This is a genomic window from Streptomyces flaveolus (genome assembly GCF_044765825.1).
In the GTDB taxonomy this organism is placed as follows: Bacteria; Actinomycetota; Actinomycetes; order Streptomycetales; family Streptomycetaceae; genus Streptomyces; species Streptomyces flaveolus.
This window is the reverse complement of the sequence record NZ_JBIWKU010000004.1, coordinates 290,555-315,305: the sequence shown is the minus strand read 5'-3', so window position 1 is coordinate 315,305 and position 24,751 is coordinate 290,555. Positions and strand designations below refer to the sequence as shown.

Genomic DNA, 24,751 nt, shown 5'->3' with positions numbered 1-24,751 from the left:
CAAGGTCGACAACAAATCCGTAACAGCCGGTGTCGGCTGCCTCGCTGAGGTGCAGCCCAGCGGCTGCTGGCTGTCTCTGCCGGATGAACCCCTAAGGCCTCACATGGCGGGTCGCCATACGGACATAGTTGGAGATTTGACAGCTTTCGATTTACAAGCGCACGGGATCGGCGCTTAGGTGGCACCAACACTTATGTGAGCCGCAACCATGCGCTATCTCTAGTGGTCCATAAGGTGCAGCTTGTGAAGTGGGGGGTCTGCTTCGCAAGTGTGCCTGTGGCGGGAGGGGCCGCCACTCAGTAGTACATCGGATGGGGAGCCGAGGCAGAACGTGGATTTCACGCCGTACGCCGCATGGCAGAGGGTGCTCGAGGAGGCATTCTTCAGCCCGGCCTGGGACGGTCATCCGGTCGTCATGTACATGGATGACGATGAGGCGGCGGACATGCAGCGCAGCCGCAGCCTGGAAGTATCGCTTGCCGAAGCGGTGAGCCGCGTCATAGCGGTCGGCGGTACGAAGCCGTATGAGCCGGTCGAGCGGTACGAGCTGAGCCGCCGCAGCGACGACAGGGCCCCGGCCGTGCTCCCCCTTCTCGCCTGCTCGGTCATCGCGGCCACCCGCATGGCCAACGACGGAGTCAGACGCGCCACGAACTACCACAGCCACTTCTCACAGCTGCTCGCCGGACGTGAGGGCGTGCTCACATCGGCCAAGCACCAGAGTGTGGCAGGCATGTGGCAGCGGCTGGCCTCCTGGCAGCACCGCTGGGGCACCTACCGGGGGATCTGCACCATCCCCTCTCCGGCAGACTTGCCGCACAACCAGGCCCGCATTGGCTATGCGCTGTCGCAGGCCGTTCTCCGGGGAACTGACCGGCGGTTGCTTCCGAAGTTCTTCGAGGCGGTACGACAGCACCACCGTACGGTTTGGCCGCTGCCCGGCGCCGTCCTCGTTGAGTACCTTGAGAAGTGGGGTCAGGCCTACTCCTTCTCGCCCAAGTTCCTGCAGGCTGTCAGGCACCCGGAGTTCCGGCCGCTTGTTGAGAAGATCCTCGGGAACTTTGCGAACGTCTGGGATGGTTCTCCCTATTTTGTGGGGCAGGGCATCCCCCGGGCCGAGCTGCTGGTCCGCTTCGAGAGCCGCAAGCTCGGCTGGCTGGCGACGCTCTCCAAACCGGGAGAGCCGGAGTACGAACTCTCCGGTGGAGTGCGAATGAGGAGGCTGGGAGAGACCAGGTACTACGCGCTGGACGGCCTGAAACTGCCTGACGGCCGCTCGCTGCGCACCGGTGTCCAGCTGGCGGGTGAGGGGATCGTGGTAGGCCGCCCGGCCTCCTCCCTCGTACTGCTGCGGCAGAACAATGACCTGGACTGCTTCACCAGCGTCGACCGCTTTGTTCCCGGCGAGCAGCACATGCTGCTCGCCGCGCCAGAAGCGCAGCGGGACGTCGAGACCGTGCTGGAGCGTGCTGCATCACCTGGAGTTGAGCCGAAGAGGGGTCGGCTGTCCTGGATGCCGGAAGGGTGGTCCCTGCACCACCGGGTCGTCTTCGACGACGCGGTCACCCTCCGGCAGGCGATCCGCGATGTCCAGGGTGCGATGCTCGCGGCTCAGCCCGCGCCGCAGTACAAGCCGTACCTCCAGGGAGGGCTGCCTCTCGCACCCAAGTTCAACAAGCACCTCTACCTCGTGGGAGGAGAGCCCGACCTCGTACTCCCGGACGGCGCGACCGGTGAGGCCCTGCTGGACGGGCAGCCTCCACGGCCGCCGTTCAAGGCCCGCGGCGTGCCTGTGAGCCTGTGGCAGAGAGAACTGCCCGCCGGTCAGCACCGCATCCAGATGGAGGACGCCGAGGTCACTTTCCTCACGGCTGAGGAGGCGCCAGCCGCTGCGGACCCGGAGCGAGTCGCCGGATTCAGGCATTCCGGGACTTGCGCGGACGCCTTCGCCACGACGAAGGACGAGGGCACGGGACTTCTGCGGGGCGCTCAGCTCGGACAGGCGGGCAGCGGCGCCGTGCCGCAGGTCGCCTTCTGCCGCAGGGGAGCGGAGAAGACGGTGTTCGTGGCATCCGACGGACGCGCGTGGGAGGTGGCAGAACCGGTCACCCCCACGTGGTGGGAACGGCTCCCGGAGACACCCTCCGACTACTACTTCGAAGTCGAACTCCGCGGCTGCGGCGGCTGGATCGTCCAGTTCAGGCGTGGAGCGTGGCACGTGGATCCGGTGAGCCCGAAGGAGCCGGACTTCAGCGCAGGGCCGGAGCACGGGGGATGGGCGGCGGCAGTGTTGGACGCCGCGGAAGGGAGCGGGGATCCGCTGTGGCAGTCGTACGTGCGCAGGGCGCGGGAGGTCCGCAAGTGAACTCCGTGGGCGACCTGCTGATGCGATGGGCCAGCGAACTCGGCGGTGGCAAGGTGGCGGACTTGCGGGCCGGCGTGCTCAGGGCCGCCCGTGGCCGGGGCCTGAACGTGCGGGACGGGGCGGAAGGGCGCTGGATCCGGGACATGTCGGCCCTCGGCCACCTTGACATCGACTGGAGGCGTGGAGCGTGGTCCGCGGCTCCGCCCGTCCTGACCCGCCTGCCCTTCTCCGACGGCCTGGCACTGATCACGGGGCGGCGCACCGCGGTGCTTGGACGCGCGGTCGATCAGGCCGCTGAGGAATGGGCCGTCGTCCTACCGGTCGTCAACGAAACTGCTGAGGGGGACATCCCCGTCCCCCGGTCCCTCCTGCTCCAGTACGACACCCCTGACGAACTGCCCGACAGGGCGGACGAGCTGGGCTGCTCCTACTCCCTGTGCGCGGCGCTCCAGGCGTTCTCCCTGCTCCCGGACCTCGAGCCGGGGCCGCCCGCCGCGCCTCCGGCAGCCGGCAACGTGCAGACCGTCGAGAAGTACGACCCGGTCAAGCGCACTTACGAACCCGCGGACTCCTACAGCCAGGACGGTCTGTACCGGTGGCGGGGCGCCGACTGGTCACGCCTCGTGCAGGTCAGGCGCGGCAGCGGGTTCCAGAGCACGGAACACGAGTACGGCGTGTACCTGGAACTGGAGCGCACCGGCACGGGGAGCATCCGGTGGCAGCCTGAATCCGGGACCGGGCGGGAACGGGTCGGCACGCTCTTCGTGGACTGGGGCGCGCCTCTGCCACCGCTGCACGCCCGTGCCGCCGTCCTGTGCACAGGACTTCAGCCGCGGTTCAGCAGCATCGCCGAGACCGTCCGCTACGACAACGTTCCCCGTGCAGCCGCCGAACGGCTTGCACGCTCCCTCCGTCAGGAGCTGGAGATTCACCACCCGAAGACCACGGCCACCGGAAGGGCGAACTGATGACGGACAGCAATGGGGCTGCCGTAAGCGTCTCGGGCAGCGACATCCCCGGCACTTTCAAAGCGCTGCGGACTGCTTTGATGCGCTACTACGACACGCCCTTCGGCGTCGATGACCGCTCCGTGATGGAAGAGCGGCGCATGCTGCTCAACGTAGACGGGGGAGCGTGGCGTGAGCCCTTGCTTGAACTGCGGCCGCAGTACAAGTCCAGCGGAGTGCCGCTCGCCGAGTCATACCGCGTCGCGAAGGCCCATCCCCAGGCGGCGGAGTTCGCGCGGTTCACGATGCCCAGCGGGGTGGACAGCCTCTACCAGCACCAGCATGACGCCCTGGTCACCGCCTGCGGGGAGAAGCGCGACTTCGTTGTGACCGCAGGGACCGGCTCCGGCAAGACCGAGGCGTTCATGCTGCCGGTCATCGCCGACCTGGTCGCGGAGTCCGAGAAGTGGGCTGGAACAGGTGCCTCGCAGCCGGCGTGGTGGTGCAGGGGCAAGACCTTCGAGCCCAGCAGGCAGAACGAGCACGGGCATCCCGCAGCGGTGCGGGCGCTCATTCTCTACCCGACCAACGCCCTGGCGGATGACCAGCTCGTGCGCCTGAGGCGCGCTCTGGACAGCAAGGAGGCGCGGGACTGGCTGGACCAGCACCGGCGTGGCCACCGGTTCTACTTCGGGCGCTACACCGGGGCCACTCCTGTTTCCGGCCGCTCCGATTCCACCCAGGCCGTAGGCCGCCTGCGTGAGTACATGCAGGAACTTGACGCCCGCCAGCAGAGGGCCGACGGCGAGATCCACGACTTCATGCCGCGCCTCGGCGGCGCGGAGATGCACGCGCGCTGGGACATGCAGGCAGCGGCACCGGACATCCTCATCACGAACTACTCGATGCTCAATATCATGCTTCTGCGCCGGCAAGAAGCTCCCATCTTCGAGTCCACGCGACGCTGGCTGCACAGCACTCCTGGGGCCTGCTTCACCCTCGTGCTCGACGAGCTCCACATGTACCGCGGCACGGCGGGAACCGAAGTCGCCTACATGCTGCGCAACCTGCGCCACCGCCTCGGGCTCGACGAAGCACCGGAGAAATTCCGTGTGCTTGCCGCGTCCGCCTCGCTGGAAGCTGGCCGGGACAACCACTTCCTGGAGTCCTTCTTCGCGTTGCCGAAGGGCCGCCACCGCGTCATCCCCGGCTCGCTCGAGCTGCCCGAGGACGGGCCTGTTGACCTGTCCGGCCACGCGGCCGAACTCGCCATGGTTGCTGAGGGAGACCTCAGCGAGGAGAGGGCCACCGAGCTACTGCACCGGTCCGCTGGGGGAGACGCCCTGGCACGCGTTCTTGCCCCGGAGGGCAAGCCCAAGGCGATCAAGATGCCGGTTGTGGCGGACACCCTGTTCCCGGGTCTCAGTGACTCGGGAGAACGCGGGACTGCGCTTCACGGACTCCTCCGGGCACTCGGTGCGTCCACCAAGAAGCAACTGCCGAAGCTGCGCGCCCACATGTTTTTCCGGAACATCGACGGCATCTGGGCCTGTTCCGACCCCGAGTGCCCCCACGTACCCGTCGAGAAGGAGAAGGGCCGCCGGGTAGGACGCCTCTTCCGCGAACCGACATCCCGCTGCACGTGCGGTGCGCGCGTGCTTGAGCTGCTGTACTGCCAGAACTGCGGCGACCTCATGCTCGGTGGCTACACCACTCCGTCCCTGCTCGGCAAGAACTCGTTCCGGGGGGCGCTCCACACCGACTACCCCGAGTTCGACCAGCTGCCCGACCTGGCCTCCGGTGCGCCGAACGCGGGCAACTACGTCGTCTACTGGCCGAGCAAGAACCGGCACGGACTGGACAAGACCGAGTGGGAGGTGTCACGGGTCAATAGCGGCCCCTCAGTGACCTTCCAGTTCCGGCCCAGCAAATACCACCCGGGCACGGGAAGACTCGCCAACGATAAGGCCGAGCCCACGGGCTGGTCCTTCCACGCCGTGCCCGACCGGGGACAGGACGGCAAACCCCTGGTTGATCCGCGCGTCCTGAAGGCGTTTCCCACCCGGTGCCCGGCGTGCGGTGACGACTGGGAGATCAGGCGCGGCAAGGATGGCAAGTGGCTCGACATGGAGGAGCGGCTGCGCAGTGCTCCGGTACGCAGGATGCGTACCGGTTTCGACAAGATTAACCAGGTGCTGACCAGCGAAGCCCTCGGGCACATGCCGGACGGTGAGCGTAAGATCATCGCCTTCTCAGATAGCCGCGACGACGCCTCCGACCTCGCCAGCGGCCTCGCGCTGCGCCACTACCAGGACCTTCTCAGGCTCCTGAGCGCGCGTGCCGTGGCGGACCAGGGCGACCCGTTCGCGGACCTGCAGCTCGTTAAGGCGTATTACGAGAAGAAGTCGCCCGACCCGGATCAGATGAAGGCGGCAGCCTGGAGGCTGCGTGACCGGCATCCCCGGGAGTTCTCCGAACTCAAGGACATCCTCACGGACGATCCCATGGCGGACCCGGCGAAGCAGCCCGATTTGGAGTCGGTGCTGGGCAGCCTTCCCTCCCTTACCGACCTGCAGTACGACCTCCGGGGAATGGTCCTGGAACGGGGCCTCAACCCCGGAGGCCCTGCCGCCTCCCTTCAGGAGTGCGGCAACGGTGTGCGGTGGACATCGCTGTTCGACTGGAAGGGGGACAAGGGGATCCGCGCAGGGCTAGAGCCCGAACAGGAGGAGCTGCTCAAGCGCCTCAAGGAAAGTCTTGGACGGGAGTTCCTCCTGGGCCTGTTCTCAAGTGCGGGAAGAGACTTCGAATCCCTCGGCCTGGGCTGGCTCAGCCTGGCCACTGACCGATCCTCGCTTGACATGGCGCCGGATTCCGATGTGGCAGTGGCGCGCGCCAGTCTGAGAATTCTCGGCCACATGCGCCGTTTCTCCGGACTGAGGGCAGGCCTTGAGAAGGCTCCGGCTCCCTTGAGGAGGTACTGGGAGGACCTTTCCCAGCGGTACGGCGGTGACGTGGAGTCGTACCAGGACCGGGTCCTGGCGGTATGGGGGCAGGCTGTCGCCCAGTACACCATCGACCCGTCGAAAGTGGCCCTGCGTTCCGGCGACGGCAGAGCGTGGATCTGCTCCGGCTGCCGACGCCCGCACCTGCACCCCGGCACTCTGCTGTGCACCAAGTGCCGTACCGAACTGCCGACGGAACCAGGCAAGTTCACTGGCGCGCTCAACGACGACTACTACGCCTGGAAAGCGGACAGCCGCACCGGTGACTTCCCGCTGCGTGCCGTGGAGCTCACGGGACAGACAGACCGTCTCGACGCCCAGGCACGGCAAGCACGGTTCCAGAACGTCTATATCGGCGAAGACAGCGTGCCCGAGGCGGACGGCATCGAAGTCCTCTCCGTGACGACCACCATGGAGGCCGGCGTCGACGTGGGCTCCCTGAACACGGTGCTCATGGCGAACATGCCTCCGACCCGCTTCAACTACCAGCAGCGGGTGGGACGTGCCGGCCGCCGGGACAGCCCGGCGGCAACGGCGCTGACCGTCTGCCGCGGGCGCAGCCACGACGAGCACTACTTCGCCAGCCCAGAGGAGATCACCAACGCTCCTACCCCCGCGCCCTACCTCGCACTGGGCATGCCGTCCATCTTCAAGCGGGTGCTCCTCGGCGAAGTACTCCGGCAGGCGTTTGAGTCCTCCGCAAAGGACGGCAGCCAGAACCACGGTGACATGACCCGAAACGTCCACGGGGAGTTCGGGCTGGCCAGCGACTGGGCCAAGCACCGGTCCGCCGTGCAGAAGTGGGTCAACGGCAACACCGAGGCGATCAGGTCTGTCTCGAAGGCGCTGCAGTCCCACACCCCTGAGCCTGTCGCCTCCCTTGACCCCGTCGCTTGTGTGCTGGATACACTGGGGGAGATCGACGGCATCGCGGATTCGGTCACCGGACATCAGGATCTCAGCCAGCGACTCGCTGAGTCCGGGCTTCTGCCCATGTTCGGCTTCCCGACCAGGGCGCGGCTCCTCTACACCGAAGTGCCGCAGAAGAACTTCCCCTGGCCGCCCCAGGGCGCTGTGAACCGTGACCTTGCCGTCGCACTCACCAAGTTCGCGCCCGGTTCGGAAACCCCCCGGGACGGACGTCTCTATCAGTCCATGGGCGTGGTCTCCTTCACTCCCGGCTTCCGTGCACCCAAGGCTGTCGAGGAGCCGTTCGGCCCCCAAAAGAAGCTGGCCATGTGCCGCCTATGTGCCCACATCGAGCCCGCGAACAACGACGTGGAACCCAAGGAATGCCCTGCCTGTGGTGCGACAGGGCGGAACTACACCGCGTTTCCGATGCGTGAGCCAGCGGGCTTCCGTGCTGGACAGCCCCGCGATTACGACGGCGTACGCGAGTGGGGCAGCAGCAGCGCCAGTCCGCGGACGGCCGCTAACCTCGAGACGGACGCACCCCGAGTCGAACGCGATGCTGACGACTGGCTCGTCGTCCACTGCGGCACGGGCGACCGCTACACCGTCAACAACAACAACGGACGCCTCTTCCGTTTCAGGAAGGCGAGCTTCCCCTGGAAGGGGTACCACGTCGTCGACAACCCGCGGGCCACATCCGACTTCGAAACAGCGCTCGGAGCCACGGAGCACACGGACATGCTGTTCATCGGGGCCCGTGACGCCCTGGACGCCGGACGCGGCCTGCGCTTCGATATGTCGCACTCCGAGCAGGCCAGCGGATTCCCCGACGCCTATCACGGTCGCCGTGCCGCCTGGTACTCGCTTTCGGCCCTGCTCCGCCGCGCCGCGGCGCCTCTCCTGGACGTGCAGCCAGAAGAGCTCCTCTCCGGTATTCACGGCTCCGCGTCAGCGGCCTCGCCCGTGATGGCGTACCTCGCCGACAGCCTGGAGAACGGCGCGGGATTCAGCACACACCTCGGTTCTCCGGAACGAATCGAAGAGTTCCTCGACGCTGCGGACGACTACGTTGGCGCTCTCCGGGGCGAGCACGCCGCCACCTGCGGGGGATCGTGCTACCGCTGCCTGCGTGACTACTCGAACATGCGGATCCATCCCTTGCTGGACTGGAGGCTCGCCCGGGACCTCCTCGGCGTACTCCGTGGGACCCCCCTCTTCATCGACAGTGCGCACTACGGGAAGCTTCTGGAACGGTGGGCTGAGGACAGGTCCGGACTGGACGCCCGGATCACCGAGAGCCCTTACGGGAAGCTCGCCCTGGCAGAGGCGGACCTGAGTGAAGAACCGGTAGCAGTGGCGGTGAAGCACCCGCTTGAAGCGCTGCTTCCCGACTGCGAGGCACTGAGGCTGCGGCAGATCACCGCCTACGTGAAGGAGCAGGGCTTGGCGGAGCAGGTCGCCTTCGTCGACGCATATTGCCTTGACCGCATCCCTGCCGCGGTCACCTCGGACATTATCGATTTCGCGGAGGGCTTGTGACCACTGAGTCCGCGGATTCTGCCGCTGGCCGGGAAACCGGCCAAGCCCCGGGCCGGGAGGCGCTCAGCCGCGCGCAGTTGCTGGAGCGTGAAAGGCAGCGGCGCATGGCTCTGCTCGCGGAGCGGGCTCGGGGCGGGTCCGCTCCAGCGACGGATCCAGCCCTTGGCGACGGCATAGCAGAACCAGTAGCGGAGGCGGACCCGGCCGACGATGCGCCGCCTGCCGGCTTCCGTACCCGAGAGGTGTGGCAGAAAGCTCTTCACGCAGTGGCGCTCATTGCGGAGGCGGTGCGCGAGACAGGCCAGCCCTGCGAAAAACTGGGAGACGGACGGTCCGCACTCACAGCACACGAGCTCGCCAGGGCAACCGTGCAAGCAGTGCGATGCCTGGCTTCCGTTGAGGCAGTGAGGCTGCTCGCTGAGGCGCACAACGCCGGATTGCAGGTGCTTTCCGACGCCCAAGCCCTGCGTGCGCGGTTCCTTCTGAATGACCTGAAAGGTCTGGAGGCCCTCGATCGCGGGCCAGAAGGGTCGGAGCCCGAAACTGAGGCTGACCGTACCTGGCGTCTGTATACCTGCTACGAGCGCTTGAAGAAGGCTCCCGTTGAGGCCAGCGCACAGAGGGAGCTCGCGGAATACCTCCCCCTGCCTGTGGTTGATGACCTGGTCGACGCCGCGTGCCTCACGGCGCGGGCTGTGCCGCAGGAAGGGCCCCGCCGTCTCTACCTCCAAGCACGGCTCACTCCGTCAGAGGTCGGTGCTGACGGCCTGCAGGAACTAGGGTGGCACAGCGAGCTGCAGCGGCGTGAGTTCTACACCCGCCTCGCGGAGGGGGACGCTTCCGTGCTGGACCACACTTCTGGGCTGAGGAGCGGTCAGCGAGAACTCGTCTCTGAGCTCAGAACAGTCAGGGAGAGCGGCCGCGTCACGTCTGAACTGAGCAAGAAGCAGTGGCTGTGGCCGGTGCTGGAACGTCTTGCACCGCAGGCTCCGGTCGACCTGCGCCGAGACAAGTCGTTCGGACCGTGGCTGCTGGTGCGTCGCATCCAGCGTGTGCTCCGTCTGGCTCACCAGGCACGGCTCCGAGGAGAGGAGCAGAAGCACCTGACTCTCCTCAGGGCCGCGTGGAACGACGCGCACGCTTTGCAGCGCTCCTGGACGCTCGCCGGCTGGGAAGCGCGGAACGTCATGGCCTACCTCCTTGTCCTGCACGGCGATGACGGCCCCCGGTATGAGGAGGCGCTCGACATCCTGAGCTCCGCATCCGGCAGCGGTATGCGGGAGGACAGGCTGCCATGGGAGACCCGCAGACGCCTGGAAAGCAACCGTGAGGTACTGCACCAACTGGCGCGCCAACGCGAGAGGAACCACATTCTGAATCCCTACCTCGTCCTTGGCGTGCCGGATGGGGCTGACAACTGGAAGGAGCGATGGCGGATACTGCGGCGCAGTCTGGACATGGACGGTGAAGCGCTGGCCAACGAGGCGAAGGACGCGGTCGAAGCCTTCGAGCGGGGCCGAGCAACCGTCGCGCCCTACGCGGTGCCCCTTATGCCTGGACAATGGGCTCAGCCGCACGCCGGCGCGTCCGAGGCTGTCCGTGGCGCTATGCCTATGCCACGGCAGACGGCGCCCCCCGCTGACGCCGAGCGTCAGTTCGCGAAGCAGCAAGCAGCAGCGGCCATCGTGGGAACCGCATGCGGGACTATGCGTTTGCCTCCTGTGGGCGAGTCCTCCGAAGACCTTCTCCGAGAGAGCAGCAGCGAGTGAGCAGCACTAAGGGATCCGGCGCAGCCCGACCCTCGCCGAAGGGGCGCGGCCCTCAGGGCAAGAAGAACGCCGCCTCGAAGAGCCACGGCCGTAAGGCTGCAGACAAGAAGAAGGTGAAGAGGCCCGCGCCGTCAGACGGTGGTAAACCTGCCGGTGCAGCTGCACTAGGTACCAAGCAGCCCCCGTTTGTCGTCTGTTCGAGCAGCAGCCATCCAGAATGCGACCCGGGCACCTTCGATGCTGCTGCCCTGCTCAAAAGCGTACTTGCCGTCGTGGAGCCCAGACTTGAGGAAGGTTTCCGGTCCCTCCAGCAAAGTCTGCCGGTGCCGGGAGACGCAGCTGCGGGTGAGCATGCCTCGCACGGGCAGGACTTGCGTGCTGTAGGACGTCAGATCGCCGAGGCACTGCGAGCAGGCGTGATCGAAGGCATGAGGACAAGGGAACGGCATCTGGCTCAACTGGTACTCATCGACCGGGCAGCCGCCCAAGCCAAGATGCTGCTCCGGCTTCAGGAGCGTATCGGGGCGGAGATCGAGAAGGCCGGCCTTCGGAGAGTGGTCGACCTTGAGGACCTTGCGCTGTTCAACTCGGCGGACGGTGTGAGTACGGGAACGGCCGAGAGGGCCGGGGCGGATGTCTTTGAGCTGGTTACGCCTGCCTATGTCGATGCTGATTCGGGACGTGTGATCGAGCGGGGATGGGTTCGTCAGGCTCCTTCGCCCGCTGCCGCGCTGCCGCAGGGGAAAACACACGGTCGGACGTCCCGGCAGCACAAAGACAAGGAAGATGAGAGCGGCAGTGAGCTTCACCAGTCCGGCCCTGGAGTAGAGGTCTTCTCACCAGCCGCCGACTACAGGAACGTCTCAGAAGCCCGCGTCGTGCTCGAGCAGCAGTCTGTGAGGGAGGCGGAGGAGGCGTCTGGGGAGGTGCCTGCTGACACGGTTCCTGCAGAGGAGCGCGGCTATTCAGATTCCCGGGAAACGAATATTCCTCGTGAAGATGACCAGGGTGTGCATGCGGGGGGCGTCGCTGAGACTTGTCCGGACGGCGGCAATGAGGTTGAACCCGAATGCACGGGACGCAGAGCGCCCTTGATTCCGGCTTCATTTTTCATCAGACGGCTCCTCGGCGACCCCGCCGAGGAGGGGGAGTCGCAGCGGAGGAACAGTTGACCTACGGAATCGACTTCGGAACCAGCAACTCAGTGGTCGCCCGGTACAACGGTGAGACCACCGAGGTCCTTCCTGTCGACAGTGGCAATGTACCGGCCCAGTGGCGTGAGCCAGAATTTGAAGACTTGTTCCCGTCGGTCCTGTCCGTTCGGGATTTCGACCGCACCCTGTGCTTCGGCTGGGATGCCAAGACGACCACAGGCGAGCCTATTGACGCTGTCAAGCGCATGCTCGGCACCCGGTCCGCAGGAATGGAACTGGCCAACGAGGACACTCCTCTCCTAGAGGAGCATCACGTGTGGATCGGCGGTGAGCCGTTCCGCAGCACGGCCGCTGCGGCTGCCCTTTTTGCGCAGATGAAGACGGCCGCGTCACGACACCTGCTTGATCTGTCCGAGGCGGTCGTCACCGTACCCGCGAACGCCACGGGAGGTGCCCGCTACCGGACGAGAGCCGCGGCGCGCCTCGCCGGGATAAAAGTCAAAGCGCTACTCAACGAGCCCACTGCCGCCGCTATTTCCTACGCCACGGATGTAGACATACCCGGACGGCTCCTCATTTTCGACTGGGGCGGCGGCACGATAGATGTCACCGTGCTCGACTACGACGGTAAGTACTTTGAAGAGCTGACTTCCCGGGGTGTCGCCGCACTGGGCGGGCTGGAGTTCGACGAGGCGCTGGCACGTATTTTCCTGCGAAAGACCGGTCAGGTACCGGAGAATCTGACGCTGCAGGAGCGCAACCGCTGGAGGCGCGATGTCGAGCTGACCAAGATCGCTCTGTCTCGGAGGGATGTAGGCGAGATGGACGTCGACTTTCCCGCTTTGGGTACGAGTCTAAGGGTTTCTCGAGAGGAATACGCTGCCGCCGCGGCCCCGCTCATCGAGCGCGCAATGGATCCCTTGAAACAGTGTCTCGATGACTTGGGTTATGGTCCTGCTGATATCGATGCCGTACTCATGATCGGTGGCACCTCTCAGATCCCTGAAGCGCGTGATGCGGTCGGCAGTCTCCTGGGGGATGACCGCATCGTAGACCCGGGCTTGTGTCATCCCATGACTGCGGTGGCGCGCGGAGCAGCTGTTTACTCGGCCGCGCTTGACAATCACATGGACCGGGATCGCTTCAGTCTGGTAACCAATTACGACTTGGGCACAGCAATCGCAGGGGGCGCCCGTAAGGGCTTCGTGCCGATCATCAAGCGGAATCGTACTCTGGCTGCTCGCGGAGAACGGCGTTTTACTCCATCGAGAGCGAATGCTCCCTCCCTAAAGGTGGAGATCGTCGAAGGGGAAGCGGGGTATGCGGCTGACAGTGACCGAGCTTTCCCTCTAGGGGTGCTCGAAGTTTGTCTTCCAAGGCCCGAACAAGATCCGGAGCGGAACGCTTTAGTCATTTATTTCAGGTATGACCACAGTGGCATCTTGCGGGTCAAGGTGGTGCACGAGGCTACCAAGAAATCACTGCTGGAGGCAGAGATTGACTCCTTCGGGAAGGATGGTACGCCTCTACAGCAAGGACTCGATAATGAGCTGTATCGGCTTCTCGCGCATGCTGATATTCCGTTTCTGCGGAACGGTGCCTCAGGGGGAGATTCTGATGCCCCTCAGTCATTGAAGTGTGAGGTAATTGGGCGCTCTATTCCCGATTCGGATCTAACGGTCAACGGCATTCCTCAAACCCGTATCTAGGGGCGAATTCAAATGTGAACGCGCCCCCGATAGGGATGTAGATGCCAGGCGCGTCGTGGAGCTCGCGGGCAAGGGCTGCGGGCGTATCGTGGGCCTCGGTCCTGGTGCTAGCCACCGACACTGGTTCTACATCCTGCACTCGCGGGCCCGCGTACTCGCTGGGTGCTACTCCCTATGCTGATCGGCTTTCTGCGGCTGCCGCGGGACCTCGTCGGCTGAGTGGTCGTGGGCTGTACGGGCTGAGCCCCGGCGGCAAGGCGCCGCACGCGCACGGAGTCGCGTCCCGCGCTCAACCGCCGATCGCTACGGGGTGCCGGTCGCCCTTTCGTTCGCGGCCGACCTGGCTCTGCTAAGGGTGCCAATCTGCAGAGACAGCTAGTTGCATATGATGTGCAAGTGCGCACCCCTGACTACACCATCCGCCCCGCCACCCCCGCCGACCTCGACGCCGCCCGTGCCGTCATGCTCGACACCGTCTACCGCGACTTCGGTACCGGGTACGTGCCCCGCTGGCACGGCGACGTCATCGACCTGGACGGTGCGTACCTGAGCCCCGCCCGGCACACCCTCCTCGTCGCCGTGGACGACCGGGACGGGGAGGTCGTCGCCACCGGTGCCCTCGATTCCCGTGGTCCCGCGCATCCCCCGAACCCCCGCCACGTCGCCGAGCGTTACCCCTCCGGTGTCACCGCGCAGCTGCGTCGTGTGTACGTCCGGCCCGAGCATCGTCGGCGTGGGCTGGCGCGGAGGATCGTCGACGAGTTGCTGGCCTTCGCCGTCGCCGACGGGGGATATCGGGCCGTGTATCTGCACACCGACCCCGCCGTCACCGGTGCCGAGCCGTTCTGGCGGTCGCTCGCCAAGGTCGTGCACGACGAGCGTGAGGACGTGGGTGGCGGGCAGCGCGTCGTGCATTTCGACGTGCCCATGCCGTAAGGGTGGCACTCGACGCCCTCATGGAAATCATTTTCATGTAGGGTTTCCTCGCGTCGCCCCTCAAGCCCCCATGTCGCCCCGATCGAACCGAGGACCATGCGCTCCCACCCCCGCCCCCGGCTGCTCGCCCCCCTCATCCTGTTCCCGCTGATAGCCGGCTGCTTCGCCTCCGGTGGCGGCGAGGACGCCAAGGGCGGTGACGGCGACGGCGGTTCCCGGCTCCGGGTCGGTCTCGCCTTCCCGCCCGCCGAGAACCTGTCGCCCTACGGCGCCGACGCCACCCTCCTCAGCCGGCTCGGCGTCACCGAAGGCCTCACCGCGCTGGACGCCAACGGCTCCGCCGCACCCGCCCTCGCCGAGTCCTGGCGCCGGGACGGGGACAAGGCCTGGGAGTTCACCCTCCGCGACGCCACCTTCCAGGACGGCACCGACGTCACCCCCGCCGCCGTGGCCGACTCCCTCACCCGTGCCACCGCCGCCGAGCCCGCGCCGGCCGCCCTCGTCGGCGTCACCCTCACCGCGAAGGCCGACGGCGACCGGGTCCTCAGGGTCACCACCGCCGCGCCCGACCCCGTGCTCCCGCTGCGGCTGTCCAGCCCCAGCCTCGCCGTCTTCTCCAAGAAGGCATACGAGAAGAGCGGTCGCGTCGATCCCGTCGGCACCGCCACCGGGCCCTTCGAGATCACCGAGGTGAACGGCGCCACCTCCGCCTCCCTCGACCGCTTCGACGACTACTGGGGCGGCCGCGCCCAGGCCTCCGGCATCGACGCCCGCTTCATCGCCGACGGCACCGCCCGCGCCAACGCCCTGCGCACCGGCGAGCTGGACATCGCCGAGGCCGTTCCCGTCGCGCAGGCGGCGAGCCTCGGCAAGGAGAGCCGACGGGACACCGCCACCACGCGGACCACCAGCCTGCTGCTCAACTCCTCCTCCGGGCCCTTCAAGAACGCCGGGCTGCGTGCCGCCGCCCGTGGTGCGCTCGACACCTCCGTGTTCGCCGACGACGTGTACGAGGGGTACGCCGACGCCGGCGCCGGTGTCTACGGGCCCGCCGTGACCTGGGCCGAGGGCAAGCGGCTCAAGCCCGTCGGGCGCGCCACCGCCGGGAAGGCGAACGGGGTCACCATTTCCCTCGCCACCTACGACAACCGGCCCGAGCTGCCCGAGGTCGCCCAGGTGGTAAAGCAGCAGCTGGAGAAGGCCGGGTTCACCGTCAAGCTGACCGTGCGGGAGTACTCGCGCCTGGAAGGCGACGCGCTGGACGGGAAGTTCGACGCCTTCGTGCTCGCCCGGAACACCCTGGTCGACACCGGCGACCCCGTCGCCGTCCTCGCCAGTGACTACGCCTGCGACGGCGGCTACAACATCGCCCAGCTCTGCGACAAGGACGTCGACGCCGCCGTGAAGCGCGCCGAAGGGATCGCCGACACCGCCGGGCGGCAGGACGCCGCCATGGCCGCCGAGGCCCGCATCCTCGGAACCGACGCCGTCGTGCCGCTGGTGCACCAGCGCATCATCACCGGCGTCGGCGCAAGCGTGCAGGGTGTCGTCCTCGACCCGTACGAGCGCACCCTCGTCGGCACCGGCACCCGGCGCTGAGCATGCGGCAGCGCGTGGCCACCGCGGTGTGGCGGGTCGTGCTCGCGGCCGGGCTGGTGTGCGGCATCGGGCTGCTGCCGTGGCTGACCCGTACCGACCCGGCGCACACCGTCCTCAAGGCGAGGGCGGCCGACCGCGATCCCACGCCCGAGGTTCTCGCCGGCATCCGCGAGCAGCTCGGGCTCGACGGCGGGCCGCTGCCCCTGCTCGGCCGGTGGCTCGGCGGGCTCGCGCACGGGGACGCCGGGCAGTCGTGGATCTCCGGGAACGACGTCCTGCCGGACGTGCTCCAGGCCCTGGGCGCCTCCCTGCTGCTGATGACGGTCACCCTCGTGATCGCCGCCCTGACCGCGACGGCCGTCTGCGCGCGCACCCTCCGGCTCGGCGCACGGCGGCGGCTCGACGGGAGGCGCCGTGGCGGCACCGTATCCGCCGTGGTCGCCGCGCTGCCCGAGTTCCTCGTCGCCTCCGTACTCGCCACCGTCGTCGGAGTACAACTGGGCTGGCTGCCCGCGCTGGGGTGGTACGGGCCGCAGTGGACCGTACTGCCCGCCCTCGCCCTCGGCCTGCCCGCCGGGGCCGTGCTCGGGCGGCTGCTCGACGACCTGCTGCCCGGCGCGTTCGGCGAGCCCTGGGCGCTGGCCGCCGACGCCCGTGGACTGCCGGGCCGGCGCATCGCCCGGCAGGCGGTGCGCCGGTGCGTGCCGGCGCTGCTGCCCAACCTGGGGCTGTTCGTCGTCGGGCTGACCGGCGGGGCCGTCGCCGTAGAGCAGGTCTTCGATATCCCCGGCCTCGGCCGCACCACCCTGCAGGCCGCCCTCGCCCAGGACCTGCCCGTCCTCCAGGCGGGCACCCTCGCCCTCCTCCTGCTCGCAGCGCTCGCGACCCTCGCCACCCGCGTCACCGGACGCCTGCTCACCGGGCCCGCCCTGCGCGACGGCGCCCTGTCCTCCCTGCACCGGCCCGCACCGCCCGCCCGCGCCCTCCTGCCCCTCCTCCACGGCGGTGTCCTGCTCGCCGTCGTCGCCTGCGGCCTGGCCCGCGACCCGCTCGCCCTCGACACCGGGCAGCGGCTGCAACCGCCGTCCACCGCCCACCCCTTCGGCACCGACGCCCTCGGCCGCGACCTGCTCGCCCGCGTCGGCCACGGAGCTCTCGACACGCTGCTGCTCGCCTCCGCCATCACCGCCGTGGCCCTGCTCGCGGGCGTACTGCTGGGGCTCGTTCCCCGGGTGTCCGCGCCGCTCGTCGACACCGTCAACGCCGTGCCGCCCGTACTCGCCGCCCTCCTCGTCACCGCCGTCGCGGGCAGCGGAGCGGCGACCCCCGCCCTCGCCGTGGGCGCCGTGGCCTGGGCGCCGCTGGCCACGCACACCGCGTCGCTGCTGCGCCAGGAACGCGCCACCCTGCACATCACGGCCACCCGGGGACTGGGCGCCGGGCGCTGGTACCTGCTGCGCCGCGAACTGCTCCCCGCCGTCCTGCCGCCCGTCACCCGCCACGCCCTGCTGCGGCTGCCCGGCGTCGCCCTCGCGCTCGCCTCGCTCGGCTTCCTCGGCCTCGGCGCCCAGCCGCCGTCCCCCGAATGGGGCCTGCTCCTCGCCGAGAACCAGCCCTACGCCGAACGCGCCCCCTGGGCCGTCCTCGCCCCCGCCGCCGTCCTCGCCCTGCTCGGCGCGCTCGCCGTCACCGCCGGCGGACTGCGCCGGCCCCGACGACGGTCCCGCCCGGCACGCCCGGCCACCGGCCCGCAGCCCCCCGCCACTGCCGCCGCCGAGAAGGAACTGGCCGCAGCCCGATGACCCCCACCTCCACCGGCCGGCCGCCCGCGAAGGCTTCCGGTCGTCGCCACACCACCCCGCTCTCCCCGCTGCTGCGGCTGCTGATCCTGACCCAACTGGCCTTCAACATCGGATTCTTCGCCGTCCTGCCCTTCCTCGCGGAACACCTCGGGCAGGCCGTGGGCATGGCGGGCTGGCTGGTCGGATTCGTGCTCGGGCTGCGGACCTTCAGCCAGCAGGGGCTGTTCGTGGTCGGCGGGGCGCTGGCCGACCGGTACGGCATCCGGCCCGTCGTCCTCGCCGGATGCGTGCTGCGCATCGCCGGGTTCGGGTGGCTCGGGTACGCGGAGCGGACCTGGGCGGTCGTCGGCGCGGTGCTGCTCATCGGGTTCGCCGCCGCGCTGTTCTCGCCCGCCGTCGAGTCCGAGGTCGTCCGGCAGGCCGTCCTCTGGGAGGAACAGGGCGGCGGGGACCGGACCAGGGTGCTCGCGCTGTTCACCGTGGCCGGGCAGGCGGGGGCGTTCGTCGGGCCGCTGCTGGGCGCGCTGCTGCTGGCCGTCGACTTCCGCACGGCGTGCCTGGCCGGGGCCGGCGTCTTCGTGCTCGTCCTCGCGGGGCACGCGTGGCTGCTGCCCCAGCACCTTCCCGGGCGGGCCCGTGTCCGGGCCGGGGGCGGGGCACGGCTGCTGCTGCGCAACCGGCCTTTCCTGGCGCTGTGCTGTGCGTACGGCGTCTATCTGCTCGCCTACAACCAGCTCTACCTCGCCCTGCCCGCCGAGGTGGAGCGGGCCGCCGGTTCGCAGGCGCCGCTGGCCTGGCTGTTCGCGCTGTCCTCGCTGCTGGTGGTGACCGCGCAGTTGCCGGTGACCCGGTGGGCGGGGGAGAGGTGGTCGCCGCGCCGGTCGATGGCGGCCGGGCTGGTGCTGATCGCGGGCGGGTTCGCCGCCGTCGCCGTGGCCCGGCCTGCGGGCTGGACGGGGGCGGGCGGGCTGGTGCCGGCCGCCGGGTTCGTCGTCCTGCTGACGCTCGGTCAGATGCTGGTCGCCCCCGTCGCCCGCGCCTGGGTGCCCGACCTCGCCGAGGACGGCCGGCTCGGGCTGTACACCGGGGCGTTGTCCTCGGTCTCCGGGCTGATCGTGCTGGCCGGCAGCTCCGTGACCGGCCTGCTCCTGGACGGCGGGCTGCCGGTCGCCGTGCCGTGGCTGGCACTGACCGTCGTACCGCTCGCCGCGGTGGCTCTGCTGCCCCGCGGTCACCGGGCCAGGAGTCCCCGCGCGGGCACATGAGCCGCGGCTGCCGGTGCAGACGCCGGTTCCTCCCCAGGAGCCGCCGACGCGGCCCCCGACCTCCGCCACAGCCACACCACATCGCGCCCGAACGACCACACCAGCAGCCCCAGCGCCAGCCCCACCACCCCCGCGTCGGCCGGGTCCGGCAGCAGCCGCGCGCCCGCGAGCAGCAGCAGCACCCCCTGCAGCGCCGCCACCGTCTTGCGGGCCGTGCTCGGCGGCAGCGGGGCCGTCAGCCACGGCCATACCCGGGCGGCGGCGACGAAGACGTACCGCATGCCGCCGATCAGCAGCACCCACGGGCCCAGGTCCATCGCGACGTACACGCTGAGCACCAGGATGAGGAACGCGTCGACCTCCATGTCGAAGCGCGCCCCCAGGGCCGTCGACGTGCCCGTGCGGCGGGCGACCTTGCCGTCCACGCCGTCCAGGATCAGGGCCACGGCCGTCAGGCCGACGAGGAGGGAGACGGGCGGCGCGCTGCGGAAGGAGTCGGCGACCAGGGCCGTCACCCCGCCGACCAGGGTGGCCCGGCCGAGGGTGACCCGGTTGGCCGGGCCGAACGACGGCGGCCGGGAGCGGTTCAGGGCCCGGGTGAGCACCGCCCAGGTCGCGAACGCGAACGCGAGGCCGGTCAGCCAGCCCGCCGTGCCCATGCCGATCGCCGTCCCGAGCAGCACCAGCAGCAGGATCTGCGCGCCCGCTCCCACCGCGGTCTCCTGCTGCGGACGCGACCTGGCGTCGTACGTGTTGTTCAGGGCCACCGAACATCCTCCGGCCGTGTGACAGAGTCGATCAGCGCCGCTACCTTGTGCGCGGCTTGTGCATCCCTCGGTACGTGGGCGGCTTCCCGATCGTTCAGGAGGACATCCGATGACACGCACCGCACGTGCGTTCTGGCTCGACTCGCCCGGCCGGGGCGTGATCCGGGACGTGGAGGTGCCCGAACCCGGCGCGGACGAGGTGCTCGTGCGCACGCTCTTCAGCGGGGTCAGCCGGGGCACCGAGACGCTCGTCTTCCACGGCCGGGTGCCCGAGAACCAGTACACGGCGATGCGCGCGCCCTTCCAGGAGGGCGACTTCCCCGGGCCGGTGAAGTACGGCTACCTCAATGTCGGCGTGGTGGAGGAGGGCCCGGACGCGCTCGCCGGGCGCACCGTCTTCTGCCTCCACCCCCACCAGACCCGCTACGTCGTCCCGGCCGCGGCCGTCACCCCCGTGCCGTCGGACGTCCCCGCCGGGCGGGCCGTGCTCGCCGGCACGGTGGAGACCGCCGTCAACGCCCTGTGGGACGCCACGCCCCTGGTCGGCGACCGCGTCGCCGTGGTCGGCGGCGGCATGGTCGGCTGTTCGGTGGCCGCGCTGCTGGCCCGGTTCCCCGGCGTCCGCGTCCAGTTGGTCGACGCCGACCCGGCGCGGGCGAAGGCCGCCGAGGCACTCGGCGTCGGCTTCGCGTCCCCCGCCGACGCCCTCGGCGACCGGGACCTCGTCGTGCACGCCAGTGCCACCGAGGAGGGCCTCGCCCGGTCCCTGGAGCTGCTGCGTCCCGAGGGCACGGTCGTCGAGCTGAGCTGGTACGGCGACCGGCGCGTCGCCCTGCCGCTCGGCGAGGCCTTCCACTCCCGGCGCCTGACCGTGCGCGGCAGCCAGGTCGGCACCGTCTCCCCGGCGCGCGCCGCCACCCGCACGTACGGCGACCGGCTCGCCCTCGCCCTCGACCTGCTCGCCGACCCCGCGCTGGACGCCCTCGTCACCGGCGAGTCCGCCTTCGTGGAACTGCCGGACGTGCTGCCGAAGCTGGCCTCGGGGGAGATCCCCGCCCTGTGCCACCGCATCCGGTACGGCGACGACGACTGACCGTCCCCTGCCGTCTCCCGGGCGGGGGAGCGATCGCCTGACCTTGAGAAAAGAGATACGGGACGCTGAACAAGGGAAGGCACCGAGCCGTAATAGACGGCACCCCGCGCAGTGACCGGCGGGGGGCCAGACGTGCCACACCTGGAGGGTCGTCCGTTGTTCAGCATCACCGTCCGCGATCACATCATGATCGCCCACAGCTTCCGCGGCGACGTCTTCGGGCCCGCGCAGCGCCTGCACGGAGCGACGTTCCTGGTGGACGCCACCTTCCGGCGCGAGCAGCTGGACGAGGACAACATCGTCGTCGACATCGGACTGGCCACGCGGGAACTGGGCGCCGTCGTGGCCGAGTTGAACTACCGCAACCTCGACAACGAACCCGACTTCGCCGGCGTCAACACCTCCACGGAGTTCCTCGCCAAGGTCGTCGCCGACCGGCTCGCCGAGCGCGTCCACAAGGGCGCCCTCGGCGAGGGGGCCAAGGGTCTGGCCGGTCTCACCGTCACCCTCCACGAGTCGCACGTCGCCTGGGCGAGTTACGAGCGTGCGCTGTGACCGACACGTCCGTCGAGACGACGGCCGGCCGCGCCCGGCTCGCCTATGTGCCCGCGCAGGCGCCGGCCCCGAGGAACGGCGGGATCGTCCCCATGTCCCTGCGCTCCGTGCACTTCGTCCTGCCGGGCGGCGTCGACGACCCGGCCGCGCCGAGCGGCGGCAACGCCTACGACCGGCGGGTGGCACTGGACCTGCCCGGCTTCGGCTGGCGGGTGCGGGGACTGCCCGTGGACGGCGACTGGCCCCGGCCCGACGAGGCGGCGCGGACGGAACTCGCCCGGGTCCTGCGCCGGTTGCCGGACGGGGCCGTGGTCCTGCTGGACGGGCTGGTCGCCTGTGGCGTGCCGGAGGTCGTCGTCCCGGAGGCCGGGCGGCTGCGCATGGCCGTCCTCGTCCACCTGCCGCTCGGCGACGAGACCGGACTCGACCCCGCCGTGGCCGCCGCGCTGGACGCCCGCGAGCGCGCGGTGCTCCGGGCCGTCCCGGCCGTCGTCGCCACCAGCGACTGGGCGGTGCGCCGCCTCGTCTCCCACCACGGCCTCGACCCCGCCCGCGTCCACGTCGCCGCCCCCGGCGCCGACATCGCGCCGCTCGCGCCCGGCACCGACGGAGTCTCCCGGCTCCTGTGCGTCGCCGCCGTCACACCTCGCAAGGGACAGCACCGGCTGGTGGAGGCACTGGCCGCGGTGGCCGACCTTCCCTGGTCGTGCGTGTGCGTCGGCGGACTCGGCCAGGACCCCGCGTACGTCGGCCGGCTGCGGACCCTGATCGGGAGGTACGGCCTCCAGGACCGGCTGGAGCTGGCGGGGCCCCGCTCCGGCGCGGACCTGGACGCCAGTTACGCGGCCGCCGACCTGATGGTGCTCACCTCGTACGCCGAGACGTACGGCATGGCGGTGACGGAGGCCCTCGCGCGCGGCATCCCCGTACTGGCCACGGACGTCGGCGGCCTCCCGGAGGCCGTGGGACGCGCCCCCGACGGCGGGGTGCCCGGCATCCTCGTCCCGCCGGAGGACCCCGTCGCGCTCGCCGCCGAACTGCGGGGCTGGTTCGGCGAGGCGGACGTACGGCGCCGGCTGAAGGCGGCGGCACGCGGGCGCCGTGCGGCGCTGAACGGCTGGGCGGCCACGGCGCAGAGCCTGGCCGGCGTCCTGCACCGGTTGCCGGCGGAACCCCGGAGGACGGCATGAGGAGGTCGACGGCACCCACCGGGGACATGATCCCGGCCCAGCCCGGACCGCAGGACGCGCCCGAGGCCACGGCGGGGGCCATCCCCGGCGCCATGCCCGGCGCCGGCCCCGCCGACCGGCCCACGCTGCGGCTGAGGGGGAGCGGCGAGGGGACCGACGACGTGCCGCACGGTCACCGGTCCCACCAGAGCGAGGACCCGCACGCGTCCGAGGCCCTGCGAGGGTCCGCGGATGCTCACCCGGACGACGACCTTCGCACGACAGAGGACCAGGCCTCCGAAGACCCCGAAGACCCCCCGCGTTACGCCCCCGAGTGGCTCCGCCTGCGGGAGGGCGCCGACGCCGCCGCCCGGGCGCACGGTCTGCTCGACCCGTTGCGTGTCCGCCTCGCCAACCTGCCGAGCCGGGCCGGCGGGCTGGTCGTGCACGATCTGGGCTGCGGTACCGGCTCGATGGGCCGCTGGCTCGCCCCGCTGCTCGACGGCGCCCAGCACTGGGTCCTGCACGACCGCGACCCCTACCTGCTGCACTTCGCCGCGGTCGCCTCCCCGCGCTCCGCCGCCGACGGCAGCCGGGTCACCGTGGAGACACGGCGCGGCGAGATCGCCCGGCTCACCCCGGACGCCCTGGCCGGCGCCCAACTGGTGACAGCGTCGGCGCTGCTCGACGTCCTCACCGCACGGGAGGTCGGCGCCCTCGCCGCCGCCTGCGCCGGGGCCGGCTGCGCGGCGCTGCTGACCCTGTCCGTCGCCGGCCGCGTCGACCTCGCTCCCGCGCATCCCCTGGACGCCGAGATCGCCGACGCCTTCAACGACCACCAGCGGCGCTCCGGCCTCCTCGGCCCGGACGCGGTCACCGCCGCAGCGGACGCCTTCGCCGGGCACGGTGCCACCGTACGCACGCGCCCCAGCCCCTGGCGGCTGGGCCCCGACGACGCCGCGCTCACCGCCCAGTGGCTGCGCGGCTGGGTCGGCGCGGCCGTCGAACAGCGCCCCGGGCTGCGGGAGTCCGCCGAGCGGTACCTCGCGGAGCGCCTCGCCGCCTGCGCGGCCGGACGGCTGCGGGTGGTGGTGCACCACAGCGACCTGCTGGTGCTGTGCCGGCCGACGGGCGGGACCTCGTGAGCGCACCGGCGGTGCGGGCGCCGGCAGCCGCACCGGCGGCACTGCGCCGCAGAGCCGTCCCCCGCGCCCTGCGCGCCCACCTGGGCAGCCTCGCCGGAGCCGGCATCCTCGCCGTGCTGCTGTGGCGGCTGGGCACCGGCGTGTTCCTGGACGGGCTGCGCAGGATCGACGGGCCCACACTGCTGGCGGCGCTCGGCATCGGGCTGGTCACCACGGTGTTCAGCGCCTGGCGCTGGGTCCTGGTGGCCCGGGGACTGCGCATCCGGCTGCGGCTCGCACCGGCCGTCGGCGACTACTACCGTGCCCTGTTCCTCAACGCGGCCCTGCCCGGCGGCGTCCTCGGCGACGTGCACCGCGCGGTGCGGCACGGGCGGAGCGCCGGTGACCTCGGCCGGGGCGTGCGGGCCGTCGTCCTGGAACGCGCCGCCGGACAGCTCGCGTTGCTCGGCGTCGGCGCGGCCGTGCTGCTCACGATGCCGTCCCCGGTGCGGGCCGGGACCCGGCACATCGCCCCGCTGCTCGGCCTGGCCGCGCTGGGCGCGCTCGCCGTCGGCCTCGCCCTGCGGATGAACGGGACGCCCTCGCGCCGGGGCCGGGCCCTGCGGGCGACGCTCGGCGAGGCGCGGCAGGCGCTGCTGTCCCGGCGCAACGGGCCGGGGGTCGTGCTGTCGTCCGTCGTGGTCCTCGCCGGGCACCTGACGCTGTTCGTGCTCTCCGCCCGCGTCGCCGGGAGCACCGCCTCCGTCGCCGTGCTGACACCGCTCGCCGTGCTGGCGCTGCTCGCGATGGGCCTGCCGCTGAACGTCGGCGGCTGGGGTCCCCGGGAGGGCGTCACGGTCTGGGCGTTCGGCGCGGCCGGGCTGGGCGCGGGCAGCGGGCTGGGCGTCGCCGTCGTCTACGGGGTGCTCGGTCTCGCGGCGAGCCTGCCCGGTGCCGTCGTCCTCGTCGTCCGCCGGCGCGCCCCCTCCGCAACGCAGGCGGGGCCCGTCGTACCGGGCCCCGAGCCGCACCACGCGCCCG

Annotated in this window: 15 protein-coding genes and 1 pseudogene; 14 read left to right on the top strand and 2 right to left on the bottom strand. The window is 70.2% G+C overall.

Going from position 1 to position 24,751, the window contains the following annotated elements; translation table 11 throughout:
* The first annotated feature begins 331 nt into the window (after positions 1 to 331).
* The 4 genes from ACIRG6_RS14650 to ACIRG6_RS14635 all read left to right on the top strand — a co-directional run bounded on the left by ACIRG6_RS14650 (position 332) and on the right by ACIRG6_RS14635 (position 10,537).
* Positions 332 to 2,365 (top strand): hypothetical protein, encoded by a 2,034-nt coding sequence (locus tag ACIRG6_RS14650; RefSeq protein ID WP_403322787.1) that lies wholly within the window; start codon positions 332 to 334, stop codon positions 2,363 to 2,365.
* Positions 2,362 to 3,333 (top strand): hypothetical protein, encoded by a 972-nt coding sequence (locus ACIRG6_RS14645; RefSeq protein ID WP_403322784.1) that lies wholly within the window; start codon positions 2,362 to 2,364, stop codon positions 3,331 to 3,333. The genes ACIRG6_RS14650 and ACIRG6_RS14645 overlap by 4 nt, the downstream gene beginning before the upstream one ends.
* Positions 3,333 to 8,768 carry a DEAD/DEAH box helicase gene (locus tag ACIRG6_RS14640; RefSeq protein WP_403322782.1) on the top strand — a complete coding sequence of 1,812 codons (5,436 nt, stop codon included), beginning with the start codon at positions 3,333 to 3,335 and terminating at the stop codon, positions 8,766 to 8,768. Before ACIRG6_RS14645 ends, ACIRG6_RS14640 begins: the two co-directional genes overlap by 1 nt.
* 404 nt (positions 8,769 to 9,172) lie before the next feature.
* Entirely contained in the window at positions 9,173 to 10,537 is a 1,365-nt protein-coding gene (locus tag ACIRG6_RS14635; RefSeq protein ID WP_403322780.1) for a hypothetical protein, read from the top strand.
* A gap of 164 nt (positions 10,538 to 10,701) precedes the next feature.
* Here the strand turns inward: ACIRG6_RS14635 and ACIRG6_RS14630 are convergent, their stop codons facing one another.
* Entirely contained in the window at positions 10,702 to 11,346 is a 645-nt protein-coding gene (locus tag ACIRG6_RS14630) for a hypothetical protein (RefSeq protein ID WP_403322779.1), read from the bottom strand.
* A 359-nt stretch (positions 11,347 to 11,705) separates the two neighbouring features.
* Here ACIRG6_RS14630 and ACIRG6_RS14625 point away from each other — a divergent pair, with 359 nt between their 5' ends.
* The 5 genes from ACIRG6_RS14625 (at position 11,706) to ACIRG6_RS14605 (ending at position 19,002) form a co-directional block, all read left to right on the top strand.
* Entirely contained in the window at positions 11,706 to 13,400 is a 1,695-nt protein-coding gene (locus ACIRG6_RS14625) for an Hsp70 family protein (protein WP_403322777.1), read from the top strand.
* Positions 13,401 to 13,796: 396 nt separating this feature from the next.
* Positions 13,797 to 14,336, top strand: coding sequence for a GNAT family N-acetyltransferase (locus ACIRG6_RS14620; RefSeq protein WP_403322774.1), 540 nt, complete (start codon positions 13,797 to 13,799; stop codon positions 14,334 to 14,336).
* Positions 14,337 to 14,432: 96 nt separating this feature from the next.
* Entirely contained in the window at positions 14,433 to 15,935 is a 1,503-nt protein-coding gene (locus ACIRG6_RS14615; protein ID WP_403322772.1) for an ABC transporter substrate-binding protein, read from the top strand.
* 2 nt (positions 15,936 to 15,937) lie between these two features.
* Positions 15,938 to 17,737, top strand: coding sequence for an ABC transporter permease subunit (locus ACIRG6_RS14610; RefSeq protein ID WP_403322770.1), 1,800 nt, complete (start codon positions 15,938 to 15,940; stop codon positions 17,735 to 17,737).
* Positions 17,734 to 19,002, top strand: a complete 1,269-nt coding sequence (locus tag ACIRG6_RS14605; protein WP_403322767.1) for an MDR family MFS transporter — start codon at positions 17,734 to 17,736, stop codon at positions 19,000 to 19,002. Before ACIRG6_RS14610 ends, ACIRG6_RS14605 begins: the two co-directional genes overlap by 4 nt.
* Here the strand turns inward: ACIRG6_RS14605 and ACIRG6_RS14600 are convergent.
* Entirely contained in the window at positions 18,969 to 19,769 is an 801-nt protein-coding gene (locus ACIRG6_RS14600) for a CDP-alcohol phosphatidyltransferase family protein (protein WP_364821778.1), read from the bottom strand. The two genes, ACIRG6_RS14605 and ACIRG6_RS14600, sit on opposite strands and share 34 nt — an antisense overlap.
* A gap of 109 nt (positions 19,770 to 19,878) precedes the next feature.
* On the opposite strand from ACIRG6_RS14600, the gene ACIRG6_RS14595 reads away from it, so the two are divergent.
* From ACIRG6_RS14595 to ACIRG6_RS14575, 5 genes and pseudogenes are all read left to right on the top strand, one after another.
* Positions 19,879 to 20,862 carry a zinc-dependent alcohol dehydrogenase gene (locus ACIRG6_RS14595; RefSeq protein WP_403322765.1) on the top strand — a complete coding sequence of 328 codons (984 nt, stop codon included), beginning with the start codon at positions 19,879 to 19,881 and terminating at the stop codon, positions 20,860 to 20,862.
* A 156-nt stretch (positions 20,863 to 21,018) separates the two neighbouring features.
* A complete protein-coding gene (locus tag ACIRG6_RS14590) occupies positions 21,019 to 21,417 on the top strand; it encodes a 6-pyruvoyl trahydropterin synthase family protein (RefSeq protein ID WP_161168933.1) in 399 nt (132 codons plus the stop codon).
* The gene (locus ACIRG6_RS14585; RefSeq protein ID WP_364677123.1) at positions 21,414 to 22,607 is read left to right on the top strand and encodes a glycosyltransferase family 4 protein; all 1,194 of its coding nucleotides are present in this window, start codon (positions 21,414 to 21,416) and stop codon (positions 22,605 to 22,607) included. Before ACIRG6_RS14590 ends, ACIRG6_RS14585 begins: the two co-directional genes overlap by 4 nt.
* Positions 22,604 to 23,731, top strand: a complete 1,128-nt coding sequence (locus ACIRG6_RS14580) for a class I SAM-dependent methyltransferase (protein ID WP_403322763.1) — start codon at positions 22,604 to 22,606, stop codon at positions 23,729 to 23,731. The genes ACIRG6_RS14585 and ACIRG6_RS14580 overlap by 4 nt, the downstream gene beginning before the upstream one ends.
* Positions 23,704 to 24,588, top strand: a pseudogene (locus ACIRG6_RS14575) (lysylphosphatidylglycerol synthase transmembrane domain-containing protein); the annotation flags it as partial. The gene ACIRG6_RS14580 and the pseudogene ACIRG6_RS14575, both read left to right, overlap by 28 nt.
* Between the last annotated feature and the right edge of the window lie 163 nt (positions 24,589 to 24,751).

Coding starts and splice junctions, on each gene's coding strand:
- ACIRG6_RS14615 (WP_403322772.1), top strand. CDS start 14,433: ATGCGCTCCCACCCCCGCCCCCGGCTGCTCGCCCCCCTCATCCTGTTC.
- ACIRG6_RS14580 (WP_403322763.1), top strand. CDS start 22,604: ATGAGGAGGTCGACGGCACCCACCGGGGACATGATCCCGGCCCAGCCC.
- ACIRG6_RS14610 (WP_403322770.1), top strand. CDS start 15,938: ATGCGGCAGCGCGTGGCCACCGCGGTGTGGCGGGTCGTGCTCGCGGCC.
- ACIRG6_RS14605 (WP_403322767.1), top strand. CDS start 17,734: ATGACCCCCACCTCCACCGGCCGGCCGCCCGCGAAGGCTTCCGGTCGT.
- ACIRG6_RS14595 (WP_403322765.1), top strand. CDS start 19,879: ATGACACGCACCGCACGTGCGTTCTGGCTCGACTCGCCCGGCCGGGGC.
- ACIRG6_RS14640 (WP_403322782.1), top strand. CDS start 3,333: ATGACGGACAGCAATGGGGCTGCCGTAAGCGTCTCGGGCAGCGACATC.